Genomic DNA, 23,772 nt, shown 5'->3' with positions numbered 1-23,772 from the left:
TCATGGAAGTTTTTGAAAATCTTAAAGCCAACCTGGTTGGCAAAAATGCTCGTATCGTTCTCCCTGAAGGGGAAGAGCCACGTATTCTTCAAGCAACAAAACGCTTGGTAAAAGAAACAGAAGTAATTCCTGTTTTGCTTGGAAACCCAGAAAAAATCAAAATTTATCTTGAAATCGAAGGGATTGTGGATGGTTATGAAGTGATCGATCCTCAACACTATCCTCAATTTGAAGAAATGGTTGCTGCTTTAGTAGAGCGTCGTAAAGGCAAAATGACTGAAGAAGAAGCGCGCAAAGTTTTGGTTGAAGATGTCAACTACTTTGGTGTGATGCTAGTCTACTTGGGCTTGGTTGACGGTATGGTATCTGGTGCGATTCACTCAACTGCCTCAACAGTTCGCCCAGCCCTTCAAATTATCAAAACACGCCCAAATGTTACTCGTACTTCAGGTGCCTTCCTTATGGTACGTGGTACAGAACGTTATCTATTTGGAGACTGTGCCATTAATATCAATCCAGATGCAGAAGCCTTGGCTGAAATTGCGATCAATTCAGCAATCACAGCTAAGATGTTTGGTATCGAGCCTAAAATTGCCATGCTAAGCTATTCTACTAAAGGTTCAGGCTTTGGTGCAAGCGTTGATAAGGTTGTTGAAGCGACTAAAATCGCTCATGATTTGCGTCCAGACCTTGAGATTGATGGTGAGTTGCAATTTGATGCAGCCTTCCACCCTGAAACTGCAGCATTGAAAGCTCCAGGAAGTAACGTTGCTGGGCAAGCAACTGTCTTTATCTTCCCTGGTATCGAAGCAGGAAATATTGGCTACAAGATTGCAGAACGTCTCGGTGGTTTTGCGGCTGTAGGTCCAGTTCTGCAAGGTTTGAACAAACCTGTTAACGACCTTTCTCGTGGATGTAATGCAGATGATGTTTACAAGTTGACCCTTATCACAGCAGCTCAAGCAGTTCATCAATAAGATTTAGTCCTCTTTCCCATGGAAAGAGGCTTTTTAGTACTGAGAAAAGGACAGCTAGAAGCTTCTATGTTATACTAGATATATGTTAGATTTGAAAAAATACGGTATCGTCATGTGGCCGGAGGAGAAGATCATTTCTTTTCGTGAGAAACTCCTCAACTGGTATGATGAAAAAAAAAGAGATTTACCTTGGCGGAGAAGTAAAAATCCTTATCACATCTGGGTATCTGAAATCATGCTCCAGCAGACCAGGGTGGATACAGTTATTCCCTATTATGAACGATTCTTGGACTGGTTTCCAACTGTTGAAAGTCTGGCAAATGCCCCTGAAGAGCGTCTGCTGAAGGCTTGGGAGGGTTTGGGCTATTATTCTCGAGTACGCAATATGCAGGCTGCAGCTCAGCAGATTATATCTGACTTTGGTGGTCAATTTCCAAACACCCATGAAGGAATTTCTGGCCTGAAAGGGATTGGCCCCTATACTGCGGGAGCAATTTCCAGTATCGCTTTTAATTTACCCGAGCCAGCAGTTGATGGCAATGTCATGCGAGTTTTAGCGCGCTTGTTTGAGGTAAATTATGATATCGGAGTTCCCAGCAATCGCAAGATTTTCCAAGCTATTATGGAAATCTTGATTGACCCGAAACGACCAGGTGACTTTAACCAAGCTCTGATGGATTTAGGGTCCGACATAGAGGCCCCAGTTAATCCTAGACCAGAAGAAAGCCCTGTTAAGGATTTTAGCGCAGCGTATCAAAATGGGACCATGGATGTATATCCGATTAAAGAACCCAAGAAAAAGCCTCTCCCAATCTATCTCAAGGCTTTGGTTGTGCGCAATGACCGTGGTCAATATCTTCTTGAGAAAAATGAAAGTGAGAAACTGCTAGCCGGTTTTTGGCATTTCCCGCTGATTGAAGTTGAGGATTTCTACAGCGATGATAATCAACTAGATCTCTTTTCACAAGTCAAAGAGGAAAGCAGAGCTTTTGGACCAAGCCCTCAAGAAAACTTTGAGCAGGATTATGATTTAGAAGTGAATTGGTCCCAGCAAGTATTTGACCAGGTCAAGCATGTATTTAGTCATCGGAAATGGCATATTCAAATCCTAGCAGGTCAAGTGACAGATTCGAAACAGTTTTCTGACAGAGAAGTTCGTTGGGTTTCTCCTCAGGAGTTTTCTGATTATCCACTTGCTAAACCTCAACAAAAAATTTGGCAGGCTTATGAAAACAACTCTCGAAGATGAAAGCTTACAGTAGCCATTTGTGCCTTCTTTGTATTTTTTTGTTATAATAGATAGAGAAAAGGTGATAAAATGAAAAAAATATTAATTGTAGATGATGAGAAACCAATCTCGGATATTATTAAGTTTAATATGACCAAGGAAGGTTACGAAGTTGTAACCGCATTTAATGGTCGTGAAGCAATTGAGCTATTTGAAGCAGAGCAACCAGATATTATTATTCTAGACTTGATGCTTCCGGAAATTGATGGTTTAGAAGTAGCCAAAGCCATTCGTAAGACCAGTAGTGTTCCTATCATTATGCTCTCAGCTAAGGATAGTGAGTTTGACAAAGTTATTGGTTTGGAGTTAGGTGCAGATGATTATGTCACAAAGCCCTTCTCAAACCGTGAGTTGCAAGCCCGTGTGAAAGCTTTACTTCGTCGTACAGATCTTGCTTCAGTAGATAGCCAAGAGTCTGATGAGAAGAAGACGCAGCCTTTACAAATTGGTGATTTGGAAATCGTTCCAGATGCTTACGTGGCTAAGAAATATGGTGAGGAATTAGATTTGACCCACCGTGAGTTTGAACTCTTATATCACTTGGCATCTCATATTGGTCAAGTGATTACGCGTGAACACTTGCTTGAGACTGTATGGGGTTATGACTATTTTGGTGATGTTCGTACAGTGGACGTGACTATCCGACGTTTGCGTGAAAAAATTGAAGACACACCAAGCCGTCCAGAATATATCCTCACACGTCGTGGTGTTGGCTACTATATGAAAAATAATGATTGAAGATATTAGACAAACTATTCTGACCAGTGATTTTATCTTTATCCTGATTTTACTTGGCTTTATCCTGGTGGTGACCTTGCTCTTACTGGAAAATCGTCGGGATAATATCCGTCTGAAGGAGATAAATCAAAAGGTTAAGGACTTGATTGCAGGTGATTATTCTCAAGTTTTGGACTTGCAAGGAAGTACAGAAATCACCAATATCACCAATAATCTAAACGATTTGTCAGAAGTTATTCGTTTGACCCAAGAAAATCTGGAACAAGAGAGTAAACGATTGAACAGTATTCTTTCTTATATGACTGATGGCGTCCTTGCGACTAATCGCCGTGGCCAGATTACCATGATCAACGATATGGCAAAGAAACAGCTCGGTGTGCAGAAAGAAGATGTTCTTAATAAAAGCATCCTCGAATTGCTTAAGATAGAAGATGAGTATGAGCTGCGTGACCTGATTACACAGATTCCAGAGTTGACGATTGACTCCCAGGATGTAAATGGGGAATACCTGAGCCTTCGTGTACGTTTTGCCCTTGTCCGCCGTGAGTCAGGTTTCATCTCTGGTTTGGTTGCCGTTTTACATGATACGACCGAGCAAGAGAAGGAAGAGCGTGAGCGAAGACTCTTTGTTTCAAACGTCAGTCATGAGTTGCGTACTCCTTTGACCAGTGTTAAATCTTATCTCGAAGCCTTGGATGAGGGAGCTCTGTATGATCCTGTCGCCCCTGATTTTATTAAGGTCTCACTCGATGAAACCAACCGTATGATGCGTATGGTGACAGATCTCTTGCATCTATCTCGTATTGACAATGCGACTACTAAACTGGATATAGAGTTGATTAACTTTACAGCCTTTATCACCTTCATCCTCAACCGTTTTGATAAGATGAGAAATCAGGATGAAGAGAAAAAATATGAGCTAGTGAGAGATTATCCAATAACTTCAGTTTGGATTGAGATTGATACGGATAAGATGACCCAGGTGATTGATAATATTCTTAACAATGCCATCAAGTATTCACCAGATGGTGGGGAGATTACGGTTAGCATGAAAACCACGGATGACCAGATGATTTTATCAATTTCTGACCAGGGTCTTGGGATTCCAAAACAAGATTTGCCTAGGATTTTTGACCGCTTTTACCGTGTGGATCGCGCAAGAAGTCGTGCTCAAGGTGGGACTGGTCTAGGTCTGGCTATCGCGAAAGAAATCATCAAACAACACAATGGTTTTATTTGGGCAAAAAGCGAATACGGTAAGGGCTCAACATTTACCATAGTGCTCCCTTATGATAAGGATGCCGTAAAAGAAGAAATATGGGAGGACGAAATAGAAGACTAGAATGAGTGAAAAAGGCTTTAAATACAGTATTTTAGCATCAGGTTCCAGTGGAAATTCCTTTTATCTGGAAACTCCAAAAAAGAAAATCTTAGTGGATGCAGGCTTGTCTGGTAAGAAAATCACCAGTCTTTTGAGCGAAATCAATCGTAAGCCAGAAGATTTGGATGCTATTTTGATTACGCATGAACATTCAGATCATATTCATGGAGTTGGTGTATTGGCTCGCAAATATGGTATGGACCTTTACGCCAATGAAAAAACCTGGCAGGCTATGGAAAATAGCAAGTACCTCGGTAAGGTGGATTCATCGCAGAAGCATATTTTTGAAATGGGTAAAACCAAAACCTTTGGCGATATTGATATTGAGAGTTTTGGGGTTAGCCATGATGCGGTAGCACCCCAGTTTTACCGCTTTATGAAAGACGACAAGAGCTTTGTCATGCTGACCGATACAGGTTACGTCAGTGACCGTATGGCAGGAATTGTCGAAAATGCAGACGGTTATCTCATCGAGTCCAACCACGACGTAGAAATCTTGCGAGCAGGATCTTACGCTTGGCGTCTCAAACAGAGAATTCTATCGGATCTCGGTCACCTCTCTAACGAGGATGGTGCTGAGGCCATGATTCGTGCAATGGGAAATCGAACCAAGAAAATCTACCTCGGGCATTTGTCCAAAGAGAACAATATCAAGGAGCTGGCTCATATGACCATGGTTAACCAGCTAGCACAAGCTGATCTGGGAGTAGGAGTAGACTTTAAAGTTTACGACACTTCCCCAGATACTGCAACACCATTGACAGATATATAAAAAAGAAGGCGAGTGCCTTCTTTTTTATATTTTTTACAATCCAGCAAATTCCTTGATTTCTTGTGCGGACATGGAAGAGTCACAACGGACATTGATTTGTCCATCAGAGATGTGGACAAAGCCTGGTACGGTTGGGATTCCATAGCGTGAGCGGAATTCTTGCAACTCATTGAGTTGGCTTGCTTCTTCACTGTTGATAAAGTAGATGTGCGCTTTGGTTTCAGCTATGACACCAGCCAAAGTGCCAGCAAATTTACGGCAGTAAGGGCAAGTTTTACGACCGATGAAGAAGGTTGCAATTTCTTTCTTATCAAGTGCTTCTTGAGCACGGGCAACAGTTGTGACTTCAAGATCTTTAATATTTTCTAAAAATTGTTCCATGAGTTTACCTCGCTTTCATTGATATGTCTAGTATGCCACAAAGTTCCTAAAATTGCTTAGATTTGATACGAAAAAAAGATGAGATTGGTTGGTCTCATCTTTTATAGTTTCTTATTTCACAAACGCATTGATTTCCGTTTCGATGTTAGCAATCTTAGCTTGTGAATCTTCGTTGCTTTCACCAACAACGGCAATGTAGAACTTGATTTTTGGTTCTGTACCTGAAGGGCGAACTGCAATCCATGAACCGTCAGCAAGTGTATATTTCAACACATCACTTGGAGGAGTAGTCAAAGTTGTCACAGTACCATCAGCAGCAGTAGCAGTTTGAGCTTTGAAGTCTTCTACAACAGTGATAGCTGTTGCGTTCCATTCTTTCGGAGCATTGTTACGGAATTTAGCCATGATTGCTTTGATTTGTTCTGCACCATCGACACCAGAAAGGGTAACAGAGATGGTCTTTTCAGCGTAGTAGCCGTATTCTTTGTAGATTTCTTCGATACCATCAGCAAGTGTCAAACCACGTGAACGATAGTAGGCAGCAAGTTCAGCAACGACAAGAACGGCTTGGATAGCGTCTTTATCACGTACGAATGGTTTAATCAAGTAACCGAAGCTTTCTTCAAATCCCATCATGTAAGTGTGATTGTGTTTTTCTTCAAACTCTTGGATTTTCTCTGCGATGAATTTGAAACCAGTCAAAACGTTGAACATGGTTGCGCCGTAGCTTTCAGCAATCTTCGTTACCAAGTCAGTTGATACGATGGATTTGCAGAGAGCAGCATTTTCAGGAAGAGTTCCAGCACTCTTATGAGCTTCCAAGATGTATTTAGCCATGATAGCACCGATTTGGTTACCTGAAAGGTTGAGGTAGCTACCATCTTTTTGAAGAACTTCAACACCAACACGGTCAGCGTCTGGGTCAGTCGCCACAAGAACATCAGCACCAACTTGACGGCCGAGTTCTTCAGCAAGTGCAAAGGCTGCTTGGTTTTCTGGGTTTGGAGATTTAACAGTTGAGAAATCTGGATCTGGAGTTGCTTGAGCTTCAACGACTTGAACTGAGTCAAATCCTGCTTGTGCAAGAGCACGACGAGCCAACATTTCACCAGTACCATGAAGTGGTGTGTAGACAATCTTCATGTCTTTACCAAACTCTTCAATCAAGGCAGGGTTGATGTTAACGTCCTTGACTTCCTTTAGGTATTCCACATCGACAGCTTCGCCTATAACTTCAATCAAGCCAGAAGCTTTTTCAGCTTCCACATCAGCAACTTCCACAGCGAATGGGTTTTCGATAGCACGGATGTAAGTAGTCAAAGCGTCCGCATCGTGTGGAGGCATTTGTCCACCGTCTTCACCGTAAACCTTGTAACCGTTAAATGGAGCAGGGTTATGGCTGGCAGTAATCATGATACCTGCAAAACAGTTGAGGTGACGAACTGCAAATGAGAGTTCTGGAGTTGGACGAAGGCTTTCAAATACGTAAGATTTGATACCATGTTTTGCAAGAACTGCCGCAGATTCAAAGGCAAACTCAGGTGAGAAGTGACGACTATCGTAGGCAATTGCCACACCACGTTCTTTTTCATTTCCACCTTTTGACTCAATCAAACGAGCCAATCCTTCAGTTGCTTGACGAACAACATAGATGTTGATGCGGTTTGTACCTGCACCGATCAAGCCGCGCATACCTGCAGTACCAAATTCAAGATTGGTGTAGAAAGCATCTTCTTTTGTTTTTTCGTCCATGTTTTCTAAATCTTGACGAAGATAGTCGGGAAGGCCGGCAAAATCGACCCATTTTTGATAATTTTCTTGGTAAGTCATAGAGTGTCTCCTTTGTTTATTTACTTTAATCGCTTTCATTATATCACTATTTGACATTTTAGTAAAACGTTAGCATAACTTAAAATGTAGGAAATTTACTTTTATTTCATTGTAGAAGAACAGCCCAATACGCTTTCTAATGAAAAAGAAGATGAATAGTTCGGGTTTATAACTCGAACTTTTTCTATCGTAATTGTGCAAAAGAGAAAAAGATAGTAAAATAGATGTATGATTATTTTACAAGCTAATAAAATTGAACGATCTTTTGCTGGAGAGGTTCTCTTTGAACATATCAACCTGCAAGTAGATGAACGAGATCGGATTGCCCTAGTTGGAAAAAATGGTGCAGGTAAGTCTACTCTTTTGAAGATTTTGGTTGGAGAAGAGGAGCCAACCAGTGGAGAAATCAATAAGAAAAAAGATGTTTCTCTGTCTTACCTAGCCCAAGATAGCCGTTTTGAGTCTGAAAATACCATTTACGATGAAATGCTTCATGTCTTTGATGACTTACGTCGAACTGAGAAGCAACTTCGTCAGATGGAACTGGAGATGGGTGAAAAGTCTGGTGAAGATCTGGATAAACTGATGTCAGATTACGATCGTTTGTCTGAGAATTTTCGTCAAGCAGGTGGCTTTACCTACGAAGCTGATACCCGCGCTATCTTGAATGGATTCAAGTTTGACGAGTCTATGTGGCAGATGAAAATTGCCGAGCTTTCTGGTGGTCAAAATACTCGTCTAGCACTGGCTAAAATGCTCCTTGAAAAGCCAAATCTTTTGGTCTTGGACGAGCCAACCAACCACTTGGATATCGAAACCATTGCCTGGCTAGAGAATTACTTGGTGAACTATAGCGGTGCGCTCATTATTGTCAGCCACGACCGTTACTTTTTGGACAAGGTTGCGACGGTTACACTCGATTTGACCAAGCATTCTTTGGATCGCTATGTAGGTAATTACTCTCGTTTTGTTGAGTTAAAGGAGCAAAAGCTAGCTACTGAGGCAAAAAACTATGAAAAGCAACAGAAGGAAATCGCTGCTCTAGAAGACTTTGTCAATCGCAATCTAGTCCGAGCTTCAACGACCAAACGTGCTCAATCTCGCCGCAAGCAACTGGAAAAAATGGAGCGTTTGGACAAGCCAGAAGCTGGTAAGAAAGCAGCCAATATGACCTTCCAGTCTGAAAAAACGTCAGGTAATGTTGTCCTGACTGTTGAAAATGCGGCTATTGGCTATGATGGGGAAATATTGTCAGAACCTATCAATCTTGACCTTCGTAAGATGAATGCTGTTGCGATTGTCGGACCAAATGGTATTGGCAAATCGACCTTTATCAAGTCGATAGTGGACCAGATTCCTTTTATCAAGGGAGAAAAGCGATTTGGGGCCAATGTTGAGGTTGGCTACTATGATCAGACTCAAAGCAAGTTAACACCTAGTAATAGTGTTCTGGATGAACTCTGGAATGACTTTAAATTAACTCCGGAGGTTGAAATCCGAAACCGCCTTGGTGCCTTCCTTTTCTCAGGAGATGATGTTAAAAAGTCAGTTGGCATGCTGTCTGGTGGTGAACGCGCTCGTTTATTGCTTGCCAAACTTTCAATGGAAAACAATAACTTCTTGATTCTTGACGAGCCGACCAACCACTTGGATATTGATAGCAAGGAAGTGTTAGAAAATGCCCTGATTGACTTTGACGGTACCTTGCTGTTTGTCAGTCATGACCGTTACTTTATCAATCGTGTGGCCACTCATGTTTTGGAATTGTCTGAGAATGGCTCAACCCTCTACCTTGGAGATTATGACTACTATGTTGATAAAAAGGCTGAAATGGAAGTCAGCCAGACAGAAGAAACTTCAACAAGTAATCAAGTAAAAGAAGCAAGTTCAGTTAATGACTACCAGGCCCAGAAAGAAAGTCAAAAAGAAGTTCGCAAACTCATGCGACAAATCGAAAGTCTAGAAGCTGAAATCGAAGAGTTAGAAACTCAAAGTCAAGCCATTTCTGAACAAATGCTGGAAATCAACGATGCCGAAAAACTCATGGAATTACAAGCAAAACTTGATAAGATTAGCCGGCGTCAGGAAGAGGCTATGCTTGAGTGGGAAGAATTATCGGAGCAGGTGTAAGAAATGGAACATCTTGGAAAGGTATTTCGTGAATTTCGAACAAGTGGGAAATACTCTTTGAAAGAGGCGGCAGGTGAATCATGTTCAACCTCTCAGTTATCTCGCTTCGAGCTTGGGGAGTCTGATCTAGCAGTTTCCCGTTTCTTTGAGATTTTGGATAATATTCATGTGACCATTGAAAATTTCATGGACAAGGCTAGGGATTTTCAAAATCATGAACATGTTGCCTTGATGGCACAGATTATTCCGCTTTACTACTCAAATGATATTGCAGGTTTTCAAAAGCTTCAAAAGGAACAGCTTGAGAAAGCAAAGAGTTCGACCAATCCCCTCTATTTTGAGCTGAATTGGATTCTGCTACAAGGCCTTATTTGTCAAAGAGATACTAGTTACAGTATGGAACAGAGTGATTTGGATAAGGTGGCGGATTATCTTTTCCAAACAGAAGAATGGACCATGTATGAGTTGATCCTTTTTGGCAATCTCTATACTTTCTACAATGTGGACTATGTGGCTCGGATTGGCAGAGAAGTCATGGAGCGAGAGGAGTACTATAAAGAAATTGGTCGCCATCGAAAACTCGTTTTGATTTTAGCTCTTAACTGTTACCAGCATTGTTTGGAGAACCGTTCCTTTGCGGATGCGGACTATTTTGAGGGCTATGTGGAGAAGTTGATTGGAAATGGTATCAAGCTTTATGAGCGCAATATCTTTCATTATCTAAAGGGTTTTGCCCTCTACCAGAGAGACTTGAAAGAAGAGGGTTGTTGTCAGATGCAGGAAGCCATGCATATTTTTGAAGTACTTGGACTTCCAGAGCAAGTGGCCTATTATCAGGAACATTATGAAAAATTTATAAATCCTTAAATTTCCCAAATAAGGGAAAAGCGAAGAGACTCTTTTCAGTTTTGATACAATAGTTTCAAAATTTGAGAGGAGCTTTTTATATGAATCGACATGCAATCCAGTTGATTGGTCGTGGAGCTATTAATAAAATAGGGAATATGCTCTATGACTATGGAAACAGTGTTTGGTTGGCATCAATGGGAACGATAGGACAGACTGTTCTTGGGATTTACCAGATTTCTGAACTCGTCACATCGATTCTGGTCAATCCCTTTGGCGGAGTGATTTCAGACCGCTTTTCGCGTCGCAAAATTTTGATGACGACAGACTTGGTTTGTGGTATTCTCTGTTTAGCTATTTCTTTCATCAGAAATGATAGCTTGATGATTGCTGCTCTGATCTTCGCAAATATTGTTCAGGCGGTTGCCTTTGCATTTTCTCGTACAGCTAACAAAGCCATTATAACTGAGGTTGTAGAGAAAGGCGAGATTGTGACCTACAATGCTCGCTTAGAGCTCGTTTTGCAGGTTGTAGGCGTTAGCTCCCCTGTACTGTCTTTCATCGTTTTACAATTCGCCAGTCTCCATATGACGCTCGTTTTAGATGCCATTAGTTTTTTCATTGCATTTACCTTAGTTGCTTTACTTCCCAAAAAAGAGACTCAGGAACAAGTGAAAAGGACTTTCTGCTGGAAAAATATTTTTTCTGATATGAAAGAAGGACTTGACTATATCTGGCGCCAGCAAGAGATCTTTTTCCTTTTGTTAGTGGCTTCCAGTGTTAATTTCTTTTTTGCAGCTTTTGAATTTCTCCTTCCTTTTTCAGAACGGCTTTACGGGGTAGAAGGAGCTTATGCAACTATTTTAACTATGGGCGCTATTGGTTCGATTATCGGAGCTCTTCTAGCTAGTAAAATAAAGGCAAATGTTTATAATCTTTTGATTCTATTGGCTTTTACTGGAGTAGGAGTTTTTATGATGGGGTTACCACTGCCAACTTTTCTTTCCTTTTCGGGAAATTTAGTTTGTGAACTGTTTATGACAATTTTTAATATTCATTTTTTTACTCAGGTTCAAACCAAGGTTGAAAGTGAATATTTGGGTAGAGTATTAAGTACAATTTTTACTTTAGCCATTCTATTTATGCCGATTGCAAAAGGCTTTATGACGGTGCTGCCAAGTGTATATCTCTCTTCTTTTCTGATAATTGGAAGCGGGGTTATTGCCCTGTCTTGTTTATCCCTCTTTTATGTGCGAAGTCATTTTGAAAAAGAGTCCTAATTTCTATTTTTTTAGAAAATATTTCACTACGAACCATTTTTCAGCCCTTCTCTATTGTGAGGAGGGCTTGATTTATGGTAGAATAGTTTTATGAATGAAAGAATGAATGAGTTAGTTGCCTTGCTCAATCGCTATGCGACCGAGTACTATACGAGTGACAATCCCTCGGTGTCAGATAGCGAGTATGATCGCCTCTACCGAGAGTTGGTCGAATTGGAAGCTGCCTATCCAGATCAAGTTTTAGCGGACAGTCCGACCCATCGTGTTGGTGGTAAGGTTTTAGACGGTTTTGAAAAATACAGTCATCAGTATCCTCTTTATAGTTTGCAGGATGCTTTTTCACGTGAAGAGTTAGAAGCTTTTGATGCGCGTGTTCGAAAGGAATTGCCCCAACCGACCTATATTTGCGAGCTGAAAATCGATGGTTTGTCTATATCGCTTACGTATGAAAAGGGAATTTTGGTAGTCGGTGCGACACGTGGGGATGGTTCTATTGGAGAAAATATCACAGAGAACCTCAAGCGTGTCAAGGACATTCCTTTGACCTTGCCAGAAGAACTTGATATCACTGTTCGTGGAGAGTGTTACATGCCACGCGCTTCGTTTGATCAAGTCAACCAGGCCCGCCAAGAAAATGGGGAGCCTGAATTTGCCAATCCTCGTAATGCAGCGGCTGGAACTTTGCGTCAGCTGGATACGGCAGTAGTGGCCAAGCGTAATCTTGCAACGTTTCTCTATCAAGAAGCAAGTCCTTCTACTCGTGATAGCCAAGAAAAAGTCTTGAAGCATCTTGAAAAGCTTGGCTTTGTAGTTAATCCTAAACGAATATTGGCTGAAAGCATAGATGAGATATGGAATTTTATCCAAGAAGTAGAAAAAGAACGGGATAATTTACCTTATGACATTGATGGAGTAGTGATCAAGGTAAATGACTTAGCAGGTCAAGAAGAGCTCGGTTTTACCGTTAAAGCACCCAAGTGGGCAGTCGCCTATAAATTTCCTGCTGAGGAAAAAGAAGCCCAGCTCCTTTCAGTTGACTGGACAGTAGGCCGTACTGGTGTTGTGACCCCGACTGCCAATCTAACACCTGTTCAGCTTGCTGGGACAACTGTTAGCCGTGCAACTCTCCACAACGTAGATTATATTGCTGAAAAAGATATCCGAAAGGACGATACGGTTATCGTTTATAAGGCTGGAGACATCATCCCTGCTGTTTTGCGTGTGGTAGAGTCCAAGCGTGTTTCTGAAGAAAAACTAGATATTCCGACTAACTGTCCAAGTTGTGATAGCCAGTTGCTTCACTTTGAAGATGAAGTGGCTCTTCGTTGTATCAATCCTCGCTGTCCTGCCCAAATCATGGAAGGTTTGATTCACTTTGCCTCCCGAGATGCCATGAATATTACAGGACTTGGTCCATCTATCGTTGAAAAGCTTTTTGCTGCTAATTTAGTAAAGGATGTGGCAGATATTTACCGTTTGAAAGAAGACGAATTCCTCCTTTTAGAGGGCGTCAAGGAAAAATCTGCTTCTAAACTGTATCAGGCCATTCAAGCATCCAAGGAAAACTCTGCTGAAAAGCTCTTGTTTGGTCTGGGAATTCGCCATGTCGGAAGTAAGGCTAGTCAGCTCTTGCTCCAACATTTCCACTCTATTGAAAACTTAGCCCAAGCTGATCCAGAGGAAGTGGCAAGTATAGAAAGCTTGGGTAGTGTAATTGCCCAAAGTCTTCAGACCTATTTTGCTACAGAAGGATCGAAGATTCTCCTAGACGAGTTGAAAGAAGCTGGAGTTAATCTGGACTACAAAGGACAGACAGTAGTAGCGGATGCGGTCTTGTCAGGTTTGACCGTTGTATTAACTGGAAAATTGGAACGTCTCACACGTTCTGAAGCCAAAAGTAAACTCGAAAGTCTTGGTGCCAAAGTTACAGGCAGTGTATCTAAGAAAACGAATCTTGTCGTAGCAGGAGCAGATGCAGGAAGCAAGCTCCAAAAAGCACAAGAACTTGGTATCGAAGTTCGAGATGAAGCTTGGCTAGAAAGTTTGTAAAGAATAGTTGAAAACTAGATGTTAGATAGTCTGAAACTATCTCTCCTGATGTATTTTTATATCTATTAAGGCTATTCTCTATTGTGCTGAAATTCCCGCTAAATTCTTCAGCACCACATAAAAAATTGAAATTAGGAATTAGGAAAAGAAATGTATAGATACCCAGTAGTCATCCATTTTCACCGAAAAAATGGGGATTATGATGCTTGTTCATTCAGTAGAAAACAGGCAGATTTTAAAGAAAATTTGTATTATGAAAATGACTATTTTGGAGCAAAATTCTCCTTTACAGTTACAAGTGCAGAAAGTCTCGATACTCTGACCTTTTCTGTCGAAATAGATGGAAAGGCAAAAGACTATCTCCTACGGTTTAACCATTATCCACTGTTGACTGAGGTTTGGATTTTGGATGGTGATGAGACGGTTTATTATTCTGAAAATCCAGCCATTGCAAGTCCCTACTATAAAGATCAAAACCCGTTTGCTTTTGATAAAGCCTTTCACAGTGAAAGTTTTGATCACCATTGGGGATACCAAGGAGAGTTGGGTTATAGTATCTCTGACTACCAGACAAGCTTTAAACTCTGGGCTCCTACAGCTACAGCTGTACAGGTGGTTGTCTATGAAAATACCAGCAACGATGCTCCGATTTGGAAAACCTATAATCTAGAGCGTGGGAATAGCTATTCATATAGTCATAAGTACAATACCATTGGTCTTTGGAGTGTAGATCTAGATGAGAATCTTGCAGGTAAGGCTTATCAGTATCAGATTGAGTTTCCGCACCACCAGACTTTGACACGAGACCCTTATACAACTGCAACAAGTCCTGACGGAAAACGTTCTGTTATTCTAACTCACAAAGAGAAACAAGTAGAAGGATTTGAAGTCAAACATGGGACAGACGCACCTTGGCGTTTGGAAAATCCATGTAAAGCAGTTATCTGTGAAATGCACATTCGTGATTTTACAAAATCGCCGACATCGGGAGTTCCAGAAAACCTTCGAGGGACCTTCCTTGGGGCTGCGCAAACGGAAACTGTTAACCAATATGGACAAGCAACCGCTTTTGACTATATCAAAGCGCTTGGTTGTAATTATGTTCAGCTTCAACCTATCTTTGATCGCCATAAGGAATATGAAGAGGACGGAAATGTAACCTATAACTGGGGTTATGACCCTCAAAACTACAATGCTCCAGAAACGAGTTTCTCTAGCAATCCAGATGATCCTGGACAAGTTATTCGAGACCTCAAGACAATGATTCAGGCTTATCATGATGCAGGAATCGGTGTCATTATGGATGTCGTTTACAACCATACCTTCTCAACAGTTGATGCACCTTTCCAAACAACTGTTCCTGATTATTACTATCGTATGAATCCAGATGGAACCTTCCAAAACGGCACAGGAGTAGGAAATGAAACCGCGAGTGAACACGAAATGTACCGCAAGTATATGATTGACTCACTCCTTTATTGGGTGAAAGAATACAATATTGACGGTTTCCGTTTTGACTTGATGGGAATTCACGATGTTAAAACCATGCAGGCGATTCGTTGGGCACTTGATGAAGTTGATCCTCGTATTCTCACTTATGGAGAAGGTTGGGATATGGGGACCGGTCTTGCGCCTTATGACAAGGCCAAGAAGGACAATGCCTACCAGATGCCAAATATTGGATTCTTCAATGATGATCAGCGTGATGCCATCAAAGGAGGAGAAGTTTATGGCTCCATCAAGGCAGGGTTTGTTAGTGGTGCAGCTACAGAACCAATCGTAGCCAAAGCTATTCTTGGTAGTCGAGAGTTGGGCTCATATCTTAGCCCAAACCAAGTCCTTAACTATGTGGAGGCCCATGATAATTACAACTTGCATGATTTATTGGTGACCCTTCATCCAAATCACAGTTCAGATAAGATTATGCGTCAGGTTGAGACGGCAACAGCGATGAGCATTCTCATGCAAGGAATGTCCTTTATAGAGTTGGGGCAAGAATTTGGCCGCACTAAACTCCTTGCTACTGGTGAAAACGGGGAGCTGACTGCGGCAGATAGAGAACGTGCCATGAATAGTTACAATGCTCCAGATAGTATCAACCAGGTCAACTGGGATTTAATCAATGAGAGACAAGAGAGCATTAACTTTATCCGTCAGATTATTCGCCTAAAAACACAGACCAGCGCCTTCTCTTATCCTACATACGAAGAAGTCTATCGCCATGTCTTCGTCCATACAGCTGCTGAAAATAGTGGGTGGATTGTTTACGAAATTCACGGTGGACCAGAGCACTTATTGGTAGTCTTTAATGCGAAGGGAACTTCCTTCTACTTTGAGAATGCAGGAAATCTTGAAATGCTTGTATCTAATAGTCGTTCTAAAGAATCAAATGTGATTGATGATACCAGTGTCGTGGTCTTAAAGGTACTCTCGTAAATTAATGTTCTAAAAAGGTTTAGATTAACTAGACCTTTTTTGATTTTTATTGAAAAACCAATATCTAATAGGAATAAAATTCAAATAATTTGAAGAATCAAGTTTGTGAAAAAAATATCAATATTTTCGCAAAAAGGGTTGTAATTTTCTGAAAATTTGATAAAATAAGTTTTAATCATTTTCGGGAGGAAGAGAATTTGACAAATTATCAGAATTTAGTGAATGGAAAATGGAAATTATCAGAGAACGAGATTACGATCTATTCTCCTATCAATCAAGAAAAACTAGGCACGGTACCAGCTATGAGTCAGGCTGAAGTAGATGAGGCTATGAAAGCTGCGCGTGCAGCTCTCCCTGCGTGGCGTGATTTAGCACCCGTTGAGCGTGCAGCCTATTTACATAAGACAGCAGATATTTTAGAACGTGATAAAGAAAAAATTGGTACAATTCTTGCCAAAGAGGTTGCAAAAGGGATTAAAGCAGCCATTGGAGAAGTAGTACGTACAGCAGATTTGATCCGTTTTGCTGCTGAGGAAGGTATCCGTATTACTGGACAAGCGATGGAAGGTGGCGGTTTTGAAGCTGCAAGTAAAAACAAACTAGCCGTTGTCCGTCGTGAGCCAGTTGGAGTTGTCTTAGCTATTGCGCCATTTAACTACCCAGTCAACCTTTCTGGATCCAAGATTGCTCCGGCTTTGATTGCAGGGAATGTTGTTATGTTTAAACCACCAACGCAAGGATCTATTTCTGGTCTCTTGCTAGCTAAAGCATTTGACGAAGCCGGAATTCCAGCAGGTGTCTTTAACACCATCACTGGACGTGGTTCTGAGATCGGAGACTACATCATCGAACACAAGGAAGTGAACTTCATTAACTTTACAGGTTCAACACCGATTGGTGAGCGTATCGGTCGTTTAGCTGGTATGCGCCCAGTTATGCTGGAGCTTGGCGGGAAAGATGCAGCAATCGTTATAGAAGATGCAGATTTGGAAAATGCAGCCAATCAAATCGTAGGTGGTGCATTTAGCTACTCTGGTCAGCGCTGTACCGCTATCAAACGTGTCTTAGTTGTAGAAAGCGTAGCAGACAAGTTAGCCGAATTGCTCCAGGCTAAAGTTGCTAAGCTAACAGTCGGTGATCCATTTGACAATGCTGATATCACACCTGTTATTGACAATGCTTCAGCTGATTTCATCTGGGGATTGATTGAAGATGCACAAGAAAAAGGCGCTAGGGCTCTTACACCAATCAAGCGTGAAGGCAATCTTCTATGGCCAGTGCTTTTTGACCAAGTTACAAAAGATATGAAAGTGGCATGGGAGGAACCGTTTGGACCTGTTCTACCAATTATTCGTGTCGCAGATGCGAATGAAGCAGTAGCAATTGCCAATGAATCTGAGTTTGGTCTTCAATCCTCTGTCTTTACAAATGACTTTAAGAAGGCATTTGAAATCGCTGAGAAACTTGAAGTGGGAACCGTTCATATTAATAATAAAACACAACGCGGACCAGATAATTTCCCATTCCTTGGTGTAAAAGGTTCTGGAGCAGGAGTGCAAGGAATTAAATATAGTATCGAAGCGATGACAAATGTTAAATCCATTGTATTTGATGTAAAATAATATATAAAATCAGGAAATCGATTTCCTGATTTTATTTTTTTCAAAAAAATACAGTTTAAAATTGTTAAAAAACGAATATTCTGGTATTATAATAAAAAAATATATGGAAATTGTTTCGTATTCTATTTTCGAGATATCTTTTTTAAAATGCTCGGTAATTTTTTGAAGAGTTTCATAAAAAAATATGATTTTCTTCGTAAATTACTTGAAAGTTATCTTAAAAGAGTGTATAATAGAATCATAGAAAACGCTTACAAAAGAGAGGGGATCGAATGAATAATCAAGAAGCATTAAGAACCTTTACTACAGGTGAAAACTTTCACCTCCAGCATTATTTAGGAGCACATAGAGAGGAGAAAAACGGAGAAATAGGCTATACCTTTAGGGTTTGGGCACCAAATGCACAAGCAGTTCATCTAGTTGGGGATTTTACTAATTGGGTCGAGAATCAAATTCCTATGGTTCGTAATGAAGCAGGTGTTTGGGAAGTCTTTACTAGTCAGGCTCAGGAAGGTCAGATTTATAAATATCATATCACGCGTGCAAATGGTCACCAGATTATGAAGATTGATCCGTTGGCAGTTTATTTTGAAGCTAGACCGGGTACAGGAGCAGTTCTGACCAATATCCGTGAAAAGAAATGGAAAGATGGTCTTTGGCTAGCACGTCGCAAACGTTTGGGATTTTTCGAGAGACCAGTTAATATATACGAGGCCCATGCAGGATCTTGGAAGAGAAATCCAGACGGTAGTCCCTATACTTTTTCGCAGCTGAAAGACGAGTTGATTCCATACTTAGTTGAGATGAACTATACACATATTGAGTTCATGCCTTTAATGGCTCACCCACTTGGCTTGAGCTGGGGCTATCAGCTTATGGGTTACTTTGCTTTTGAACATTCCTATGGCAGACCTGAGGAATTCCAAGATTTCGTTGAAGAGTGTCATATAAATAATATCGGTGTTATCGTAGACTGGGTGCCAGGCCATTTCACTATTAATGATGATGCATTAGCATATTATGACGGCACACCAACTTTTGAATACCAAGATCACAACAAGGCTCACAACTATGGATGGGGTGCGTTGAATTTTGACCTCGGGAAAAATGAGGTCCAGTCTTTCTTGATTTCAAGTATTAAATTTTGGATTGATTTTTACCACTTAGATGGTATTCGGGTCGATGCAGTGAGCAATATGCTTTACCTAGATTATGATAATGCTCCTTGGACTCCAAACAAAGACGGTGGAAACCTTAACTATGAAGGTTATTATTTCCTTCAACGTTTAAACACAGTGATCAAGTTAGCTCATCCAGATATCATGATGATTGCAGAAGAAAGTTCATCAGCAACAAAGATTACTGGCATGAAAGAAATGGGTGGTCTTGGCTTTGACTATAAATGGAATATGGGCTGGATGAACGATATTCTCCGTTTCTACGAGGAAGATCCAATTTATCGCAAGTATGATTTTAATCTTGTGACCTTCAGCTTCATGTATGTTTTCAATGAAAACTATCTCCTACCTTTCTCACATGATGAAGTGGTTCATGGCAAGAAGAGTATGATGCATAAGATGTGGGGAGATCGCTACAATCAGTTCGCTGGTCTGCGTAATCTCTACACCTATCAAATTTGTCATCCAGGTAAGAAACTCTTGTTCATGGGTAGTGAGTACGGGCAATTCCTAGAATGGAAGTCTGAGGAGCAGTTGGAATGGTCCAATCTAGAAGATCCAATGAATGCCAAGATGAAGCATTTCACTTCTCAACTAAATCAATTCTATAAAGAACATCGCTGTCTTTGGGAAATTGATACTAGTTATGACGGCATTGAAATCATTGATGCGGATAATAGAGACCAGAGTGTTCTCTCCTTTATTCGTAAGGGAAAGAAGGACGAAATGTTAGTCTGTGTCTTTAATATGGCACCAGTTGAACGTAAAGACTTTACGATTGGGTTACCTGTTGCAGGTATTTACGAAGAAGTTTGGAATACAGAATTAGAAGAATGGGGAGGTGTGTGGAAAGAACACAATCAAACAGTTCAGACTCAAGAAGGCTTATGGAAAGATTACGAGCAGACTTTGACCTTCACCCTGCCTGCTATGGGAGCAAGCATTTGGAAGATCAAGCGTCGTTTGAAACCAGCTAAGAAAAAAGAATAGCAGGCTGTTGATTATATTTTTTAGATTTTAAAAACGGATGTACTTGTATTGGACTTGAAACACAAGAGAAATGGATTTCCTATTATTTTTATAAAAAAGTTTGACTTCCGACCTTCTTTCGATTTTAACGTTCACATGTCTTTATAAAGGAGTAGAAAATGAAGAATGAAATGCTAGCTTTGATCCTTGCGGGTGGGCAAGGAACTCGTCTCGGAAAACTCACTCAAAGCATTGCCAAACCGGCAGTGCAATTCGGTGGGCGCTACCGTATCATTGACTTTGCTCTTTCCAACTGTGCAAACTCTGGAATCCATAATGTTGGTGTGATTACGCAGTACCAACCTCTTGCTTTGAACAACCATATTGGGAATGGTTCTAGCTGGGGACTAGATGGTATTAACACAGGTGTTTCTATCCTTCAACCCTACTCTGCGAGTGAGGGAAACCGTTGGTTTGAAGGAACCAGTCACGCTATCTACCAAAATATCGACTACATTGATAGTATTAATCCTGAGTATGTTTTGATCCTTTCTGGTGACCATATCTACAAGATGGACTACGATGATATGCTCCAATCACATAAGGATAACAATGCCAGTCTGACTGTAGCTGTTCTAGACGTACCTCTAAAGGAAGCTAGCCGTTTTGGTATCATGAATACAGATGCCAATAACCGTATCGTTGAATTTGAAGAAAAACCTGCTCAACCTAAGTCTACAAAGGCTTCAATGGGGATTTATATTTTTGATTGGAAACGTCTCCGCAACATGCTAGTAGCCGCTGAAAAGAACAAGGTAGATATGTCAGACTTTGGTAAAAACGTTATTCCAAATTACCTTGAGTCTGGAGAAAGCGTCTATGCTTATGAATTCAAAGGCTACTGGAAAGACGTTGGTACTATCGAGTCTCTATGGGAAGCAAATATGGAATACATTGATCCAAACAACGCTTTGGATAGTCGTGATCGTCAGTGGAAAATCTACTCACGGAACTTGATTTCACCACCAAACTTTATTGGAAAACACGCTCATGTAGAAGATTCTTTAGTTGTGGATGGCTGTCTCGTGGATGGAACTGTTAAGCATTCTATTCTCTCAACAGAAGCGCAAGTACGTGAGGGTGCTGAAGTAGTAGACTCTGTAATCATGAGTGGTGCCATTATCGGAAAAGGTGCAAAAATTAAACGTGCCATTATTGGTGAGGGTGCTGTTATTTCTGAAGGTGTCGAAATTGATGGAACAGACGAAGTACAAGTAGTAGGATACAATGAAGTAGTGGGGGTAGCATCAGATGAAGATTGATAAATATTCAGCCATTTTAGGAAACACAGTTGGTTTTCATGATATGTCAACGTTAACAGAACACCGTCCGGTGGCTAGCTTGCCATTTGGAGCAAAATATCGTTTAATTGATTTCCCTCTTTCTAGCCTTGCAAATGCTGGTGTTCGTAGTGTCTTTGGAATTTTCCAACAAGACAATATCAGTTCAGTCTTTGACCACATTCGTTCAGGACGTGAGTGGGGCTTATCTACCCTTCTCAGCCACTACTATCTAGGTATTTATAATACGAGTGTTGAAAGTAGCACAGTTGGGAAAGAATATTACCAACAGCTTCTCACTTATTTGAAACGTTCAGGATCAAATCAGACGGTTGCACTTAACTGTGATATCGTGGTGAATATTGACCTCAATCAAGTATTCCATTTACATACTACTGCCGGTCGTCCGATTACAGTTGTTTATAAGAAATTACCTAAAAAGGATATTTCAGATGTTAATGCCATCTTGGAAGTGGATGAAACAGACCATGTTCTTTCTCATAAACTTTTTGATGCCAAATCAACAGATGAACTTTTCAACATGTCTACAGATATATTCGTCGTTGATACTCCGTGGTTGATTGAACGACTTGAAGAAGAAGTTCAAAAAGAATATCCAGAAAAATTACGCTATGTACTCCGCGATTTAGCTGTAAAAGAAGGTGCTTTTGCTTACGAATACACGGGCTATCTAGCCAATATTCACTCCGTTCAATCCTATTATCAAGCCAATATTGATATGTTGGAATCTCAAAAATTCTACTCTCTCTTCTCACCTAACCAAAAGATTTATACCAAGGTTAAGAATGAAGAACCAACCTACTATGCAAATACTTCAAAAGTAAGTACTTCTCAGTTTGCCTCTGGTAGTATCATTGAGGGTGAAGTAGTTCAGTCAGTCCTATCTCGTAACATTTATGTTCACAAAGATAGTGTGGTGAAAGACAGCATTCTCTTCCCTCGAGTTATCATTGGCCAAGGCGCCCAGGTAGAGTATGCTATCTTGGATAAGGGAGTTGAAGTTGCTGACGGTGTTGTGATTCGAGGAACTGCTGAACATCCAGTCGTAGTCAAAAAAGGCGAAAAAGTAACAGAGGATATTCATTCATGAAAATTTTATTTGTAGCAGCAGAGGGTGCACCCTTTTCAAAAACAGGTGGTTTGGGAGACGTTATTGGCGCTCTTCCTAAATCACTGGTAAAGGCAGGGCATGAAGTTGCTGTTTTCCTACCCTACTATGATATGGTGGAGGCTAAGTTTGGTGATCAGATTGAGGATGTTCTTCACTTTGAAGTGAGTGTGGGATGGCGTAGACAGTACTGTGGTATTAAGAAAACAGTCCTGAATGGTGTTACCTTCTACTTCATTGACAATCAGTATTATTTCTTCCGTGGTCATGTATACGGAGATTTCGATGATGGGGAACGCTTTGCCTTCTTCCAACTTGCTGCTATAGAAGCTATGGAACGAGTTGATTTCATTCCAGATATCTTACACGCGCACGATTACCACACTGCCATGATCCCTTTCCTTTTGAAGGAAAAATACCGATGGATTCAAGCCTACAACGGAATTCGTACTGTCTTGACTATTCATAATTTGGAATTTCAAGGTCAATTTTCTGAAGGAATGTTGTGGGATTTGTTTGGTGTTGGATTTGAACGCTATGCTGATGGAACCCTTCGCTGGAATGATTGCCTTAACTGGATGAAGGCTGGTATCCTATACGCGGATCGTGTCTCAACCGTTTCTCCTAGCTATGCACATGAGATTATGACCAGTCAGTTTGGTTGCGGTTTGGACCAGATTCTTCGCATGGAGTCAGGTAAGGTTTCAGGTATTGTCAATGGTATTGACGCAGATCTTTATAATCCTCAAACAGACCCACTTTTAGATTATCATTTTGATAAGGAAGATTTGTCTGGAAAAGCACAAAATAAAGCAAAATTGCAAGAGAGAGTTGGGTTACCTGTCCGAGCAGATGTTCCTCTAGTTGGGATTGTCTCTCGTTTGACCCGTCAAAAAGGCTTTGATGTTGTTGTAGAGAGCTTGCATCGTTTCTTACAAGAGGACGTTCAAATAGTCCTTTTAGGAACAGGTGACCCGGCTTTTGAACATTCCTTCTCCTGGTTTGCGCAAGTCTATCCTGACAAACTATCAGCAAATATCACTTTTGACGTCAAGCTCGCTCAAGAAATATACGCAGCTTGTGATCTCTTCCTCATGCCAAGTCGTTTTGAACCATGTGGCTTGTCTCAAATGATGGCGATGCGTTATGGAACACTACCATTGGTTCATGAAGTGGGTGGACTAAGAGATACAGTTCAATCCTTCAATCCGATCGAAGGAACTGGTACTGGATTTAGCTTCGACAATTTAACACCATACTGGCTTAACTGGAGTTTTCAAACAGCCTTGGATGTTTATAAGTACCAGCCGGACGTTTGGAAAAATCTACAAAAACAAGCTATGGAATGTGATTTCTCATGGGATACAGCCTGCAAATCTTACCTGGACTTGTACCATAGTTTAGTCAACTAATAGATAAAATCGTA

Annotated in this window: 17 protein-coding genes; 15 read left to right on the top strand and 2 right to left on the bottom strand. The window is 40.9% G+C overall.

Annotation, left to right across the window (positions count from 1 at the left end; genetic code table 11):
* The first annotated feature begins 2 nt into the window (after positions 1-2).
* From pta to ATE34_RS03835, 5 genes are all read left to right on the top strand, one after another.
* Positions 3-977: a phosphate acetyltransferase gene (gene pta / locus ATE34_RS03855; RefSeq protein WP_009730194.1), complete on the top strand. Its 975-nt coding sequence runs from the start codon at positions 3-5 to the stop codon at positions 975-977.
* A gap of 82 nt (positions 978-1,059) precedes the next feature.
* Positions 1,060-2,226 (top strand): A/G-specific adenine glycosylase, encoded by a 1,167-nt coding sequence (gene mutY, locus ATE34_RS03850; RefSeq protein WP_061598347.1) that lies wholly within the window; start codon positions 1,060-1,062, stop codon positions 2,224-2,226.
* A gap of 69 nt (positions 2,227-2,295) precedes the next feature.
* Positions 2,296-3,003, top strand: a complete 708-nt coding sequence (gene yycF / locus ATE34_RS03845; protein WP_000722062.1) for a response regulator YycF — start codon at positions 2,296-2,298, stop codon at positions 3,001-3,003.
* Positions 2,996-4,345, top strand: coding sequence for a cell wall metabolism sensor histidine kinase VicK (gene vicK, locus ATE34_RS03840; RefSeq protein ID WP_084911121.1), 1,350 nt, complete (start codon positions 2,996-2,998; stop codon positions 4,343-4,345). The genes yycF and vicK overlap by 8 nt, the downstream gene beginning before the upstream one ends.
* 1 nt (position 4,346) lies before the next feature.
* A complete protein-coding gene (locus ATE34_RS03835; protein ID WP_001290612.1) occupies positions 4,347-5,156 on the top strand; it encodes an MBL fold metallo-hydrolase in 810 nt (269 codons plus the stop codon).
* A 33-nt stretch (positions 5,157-5,189) separates the two neighbouring features.
* On the opposite strand, the gene ATE34_RS03830 is transcribed toward ATE34_RS03835, so the two are convergent.
* Positions 5,190-5,537, bottom strand: coding sequence for a thioredoxin domain-containing protein (locus ATE34_RS03830; protein WP_084911120.1), 348 nt, complete (start codon positions 5,535-5,537; stop codon positions 5,190-5,192).
* A 111-nt stretch (positions 5,538-5,648) separates the two neighbouring features.
* A complete protein-coding gene (locus tag ATE34_RS03825; RefSeq protein WP_084911119.1) occupies positions 5,649-7,367 on the bottom strand; it encodes a phospho-sugar mutase in 1,719 nt (572 codons plus the stop codon).
* 228 nt (positions 7,368-7,595) lie between these two features.
* Here ATE34_RS03825 and ATE34_RS03820 point away from each other — a divergent pair, with 228 nt between their 5' ends.
* The 10 genes from ATE34_RS03820 to glgA all read left to right on the top strand — a co-directional run bounded on the left by ATE34_RS03820 (position 7,596) and on the right by glgA (position 23,758).
* Positions 7,596-9,497, top strand: coding sequence for an ABC-F family ATP-binding cassette domain-containing protein (locus ATE34_RS03820; RefSeq protein ID WP_084911118.1), 1,902 nt, complete (start codon positions 7,596-7,598; stop codon positions 9,495-9,497).
* A 3-nt stretch (positions 9,498-9,500) separates the two neighbouring features.
* On the top strand, positions 9,501-10,364 hold the full coding sequence (locus tag ATE34_RS03815; protein ID WP_084911117.1) for an Rgg family transcriptional regulator: 864 nt from the start codon (positions 9,501-9,503) through the stop codon (positions 10,362-10,364).
* Between the two features lie 80 nt (positions 10,365-10,444).
* A complete protein-coding gene (locus ATE34_RS03810; protein ID WP_061598352.1) occupies positions 10,445-11,623 on the top strand; it encodes an MFS transporter in 1,179 nt (392 codons plus the stop codon).
* A gap of 90 nt (positions 11,624-11,713) precedes the next feature.
* Positions 11,714-13,672, top strand: coding sequence for an NAD-dependent DNA ligase LigA (ligA, locus tag ATE34_RS03805; protein ID WP_084911116.1), 1,959 nt, complete (start codon positions 11,714-11,716; stop codon positions 13,670-13,672).
* Positions 13,673-13,822: 150 nt separating this feature from the next.
* Positions 13,823-16,108, top strand: a complete 2,286-nt coding sequence (gene pulA / locus ATE34_RS03800; RefSeq protein WP_084911115.1) for a type I pullulanase — start codon at positions 13,823-13,825, stop codon at positions 16,106-16,108.
* A 197-nt stretch (positions 16,109-16,305) separates the two neighbouring features.
* On the top strand, positions 16,306-17,730 hold the full coding sequence (locus ATE34_RS03795) for an NADP-dependent glyceraldehyde-3-phosphate dehydrogenase (protein ID WP_061598355.1): 1,425 nt from the start codon (positions 16,306-16,308) through the stop codon (positions 17,728-17,730).
* A 272-nt stretch (positions 17,731-18,002) separates the two neighbouring features.
* Positions 18,003-19,898: a 1,4-alpha-glucan branching protein GlgB gene (gene glgB, locus ATE34_RS03790; protein WP_061598356.1), complete on the top strand. Its 1,896-nt coding sequence runs from the start codon at positions 18,003-18,005 to the stop codon at positions 19,896-19,898.
* A gap of 158 nt (positions 19,899-20,056) precedes the next feature.
* The gene (locus ATE34_RS03785; protein WP_000787257.1) at positions 20,057-21,199 is read left to right on the top strand and encodes a glucose-1-phosphate adenylyltransferase; all 1,143 of its coding nucleotides are present in this window, start codon (positions 20,057-20,059) and stop codon (positions 21,197-21,199) included.
* The gene (gene glgD, locus ATE34_RS03780) at positions 21,189-22,328 is read left to right on the top strand and encodes a glucose-1-phosphate adenylyltransferase subunit GlgD (RefSeq protein ID WP_061598357.1); all 1,140 of its coding nucleotides are present in this window, start codon (positions 21,189-21,191) and stop codon (positions 22,326-22,328) included. Before ATE34_RS03785 ends, glgD begins: the two co-directional genes overlap by 11 nt.
* On the top strand, positions 22,325-23,758 hold the full coding sequence (glgA, locus tag ATE34_RS03775) for a glycogen synthase GlgA (protein WP_061598358.1): 1,434 nt from the start codon (positions 22,325-22,327) through the stop codon (positions 23,756-23,758). Before glgD ends, glgA begins: the two co-directional genes overlap by 4 nt.
* Positions 23,759-23,772 lie beyond the last annotated feature (14 nt).

Origin of the sequence: Streptococcus oralis subsp. tigurinus (assembly GCF_002093545.1) — a bacterium.
GTDB lineage: Bacteria > Bacillota > Bacilli > Lactobacillales > Streptococcaceae > Streptococcus > Streptococcus oralis_C.
Note: the sequence above shows the minus strand (reverse complement) of the source record. Positions and strands in the feature narration are given on the sequence as shown.

Coding starts and splice junctions, on each gene's coding strand:
- pta (WP_009730194.1), top strand. CDS start 3: ATGGAAGTTTTTGAAAATCTTAAAGCCAACCTGGTTGGCAAAAATGCT.
- mutY (WP_061598347.1), top strand. CDS start 1,060: ATGTTAGATTTGAAAAAATACGGTATCGTCATGTGGCCGGAGGAGAAG.
- yycF (WP_000722062.1), top strand. CDS start 2,296: ATGAAAAAAATATTAATTGTAGATGATGAGAAACCAATCTCGGATATT.
- vicK (WP_084911121.1), top strand. CDS start 2,996: ATGATTGAAGATATTAGACAAACTATTCTGACCAGTGATTTTATCTTT.
- ATE34_RS03835 (WP_001290612.1), top strand. CDS start 4,347: ATGAGTGAAAAAGGCTTTAAATACAGTATTTTAGCATCAGGTTCCAGT.
- ATE34_RS03830 (WP_084911120.1), bottom strand. CDS start 5,537: ATGGAACAATTTTTAGAAAATATTAAAGATCTTGAAGTCACAACTGTT.
- ATE34_RS03825 (WP_084911119.1), bottom strand. CDS start 7,367: ATGACTTACCAAGAAAATTATCAAAAATGGGTCGATTTTGCCGGCCTT.
- ATE34_RS03820 (WP_084911118.1), top strand. CDS start 7,596: ATGATTATTTTACAAGCTAATAAAATTGAACGATCTTTTGCTGGAGAG.
- ATE34_RS03815 (WP_084911117.1), top strand. CDS start 9,501: ATGGAACATCTTGGAAAGGTATTTCGTGAATTTCGAACAAGTGGGAAA.
- ATE34_RS03810 (WP_061598352.1), top strand. CDS start 10,445: ATGAATCGACATGCAATCCAGTTGATTGGTCGTGGAGCTATTAATAAA.
- ligA (WP_084911116.1), top strand. CDS start 11,714: ATGAATGAAAGAATGAATGAGTTAGTTGCCTTGCTCAATCGCTATGCG.
- pulA (WP_084911115.1), top strand. CDS start 13,823: ATGTATAGATACCCAGTAGTCATCCATTTTCACCGAAAAAATGGGGAT.
- glgB (WP_061598356.1), top strand. CDS start 18,003: ATGAATAATCAAGAAGCATTAAGAACCTTTACTACAGGTGAAAACTTT.
- ATE34_RS03785 (WP_000787257.1), top strand. CDS start 20,057: ATGAAGAATGAAATGCTAGCTTTGATCCTTGCGGGTGGGCAAGGAACT.
- glgD (WP_061598357.1), top strand. CDS start 21,189: ATGAAGATTGATAAATATTCAGCCATTTTAGGAAACACAGTTGGTTTT.
- glgA (WP_061598358.1), top strand. CDS start 22,325: ATGAAAATTTTATTTGTAGCAGCAGAGGGTGCACCCTTTTCAAAAACA.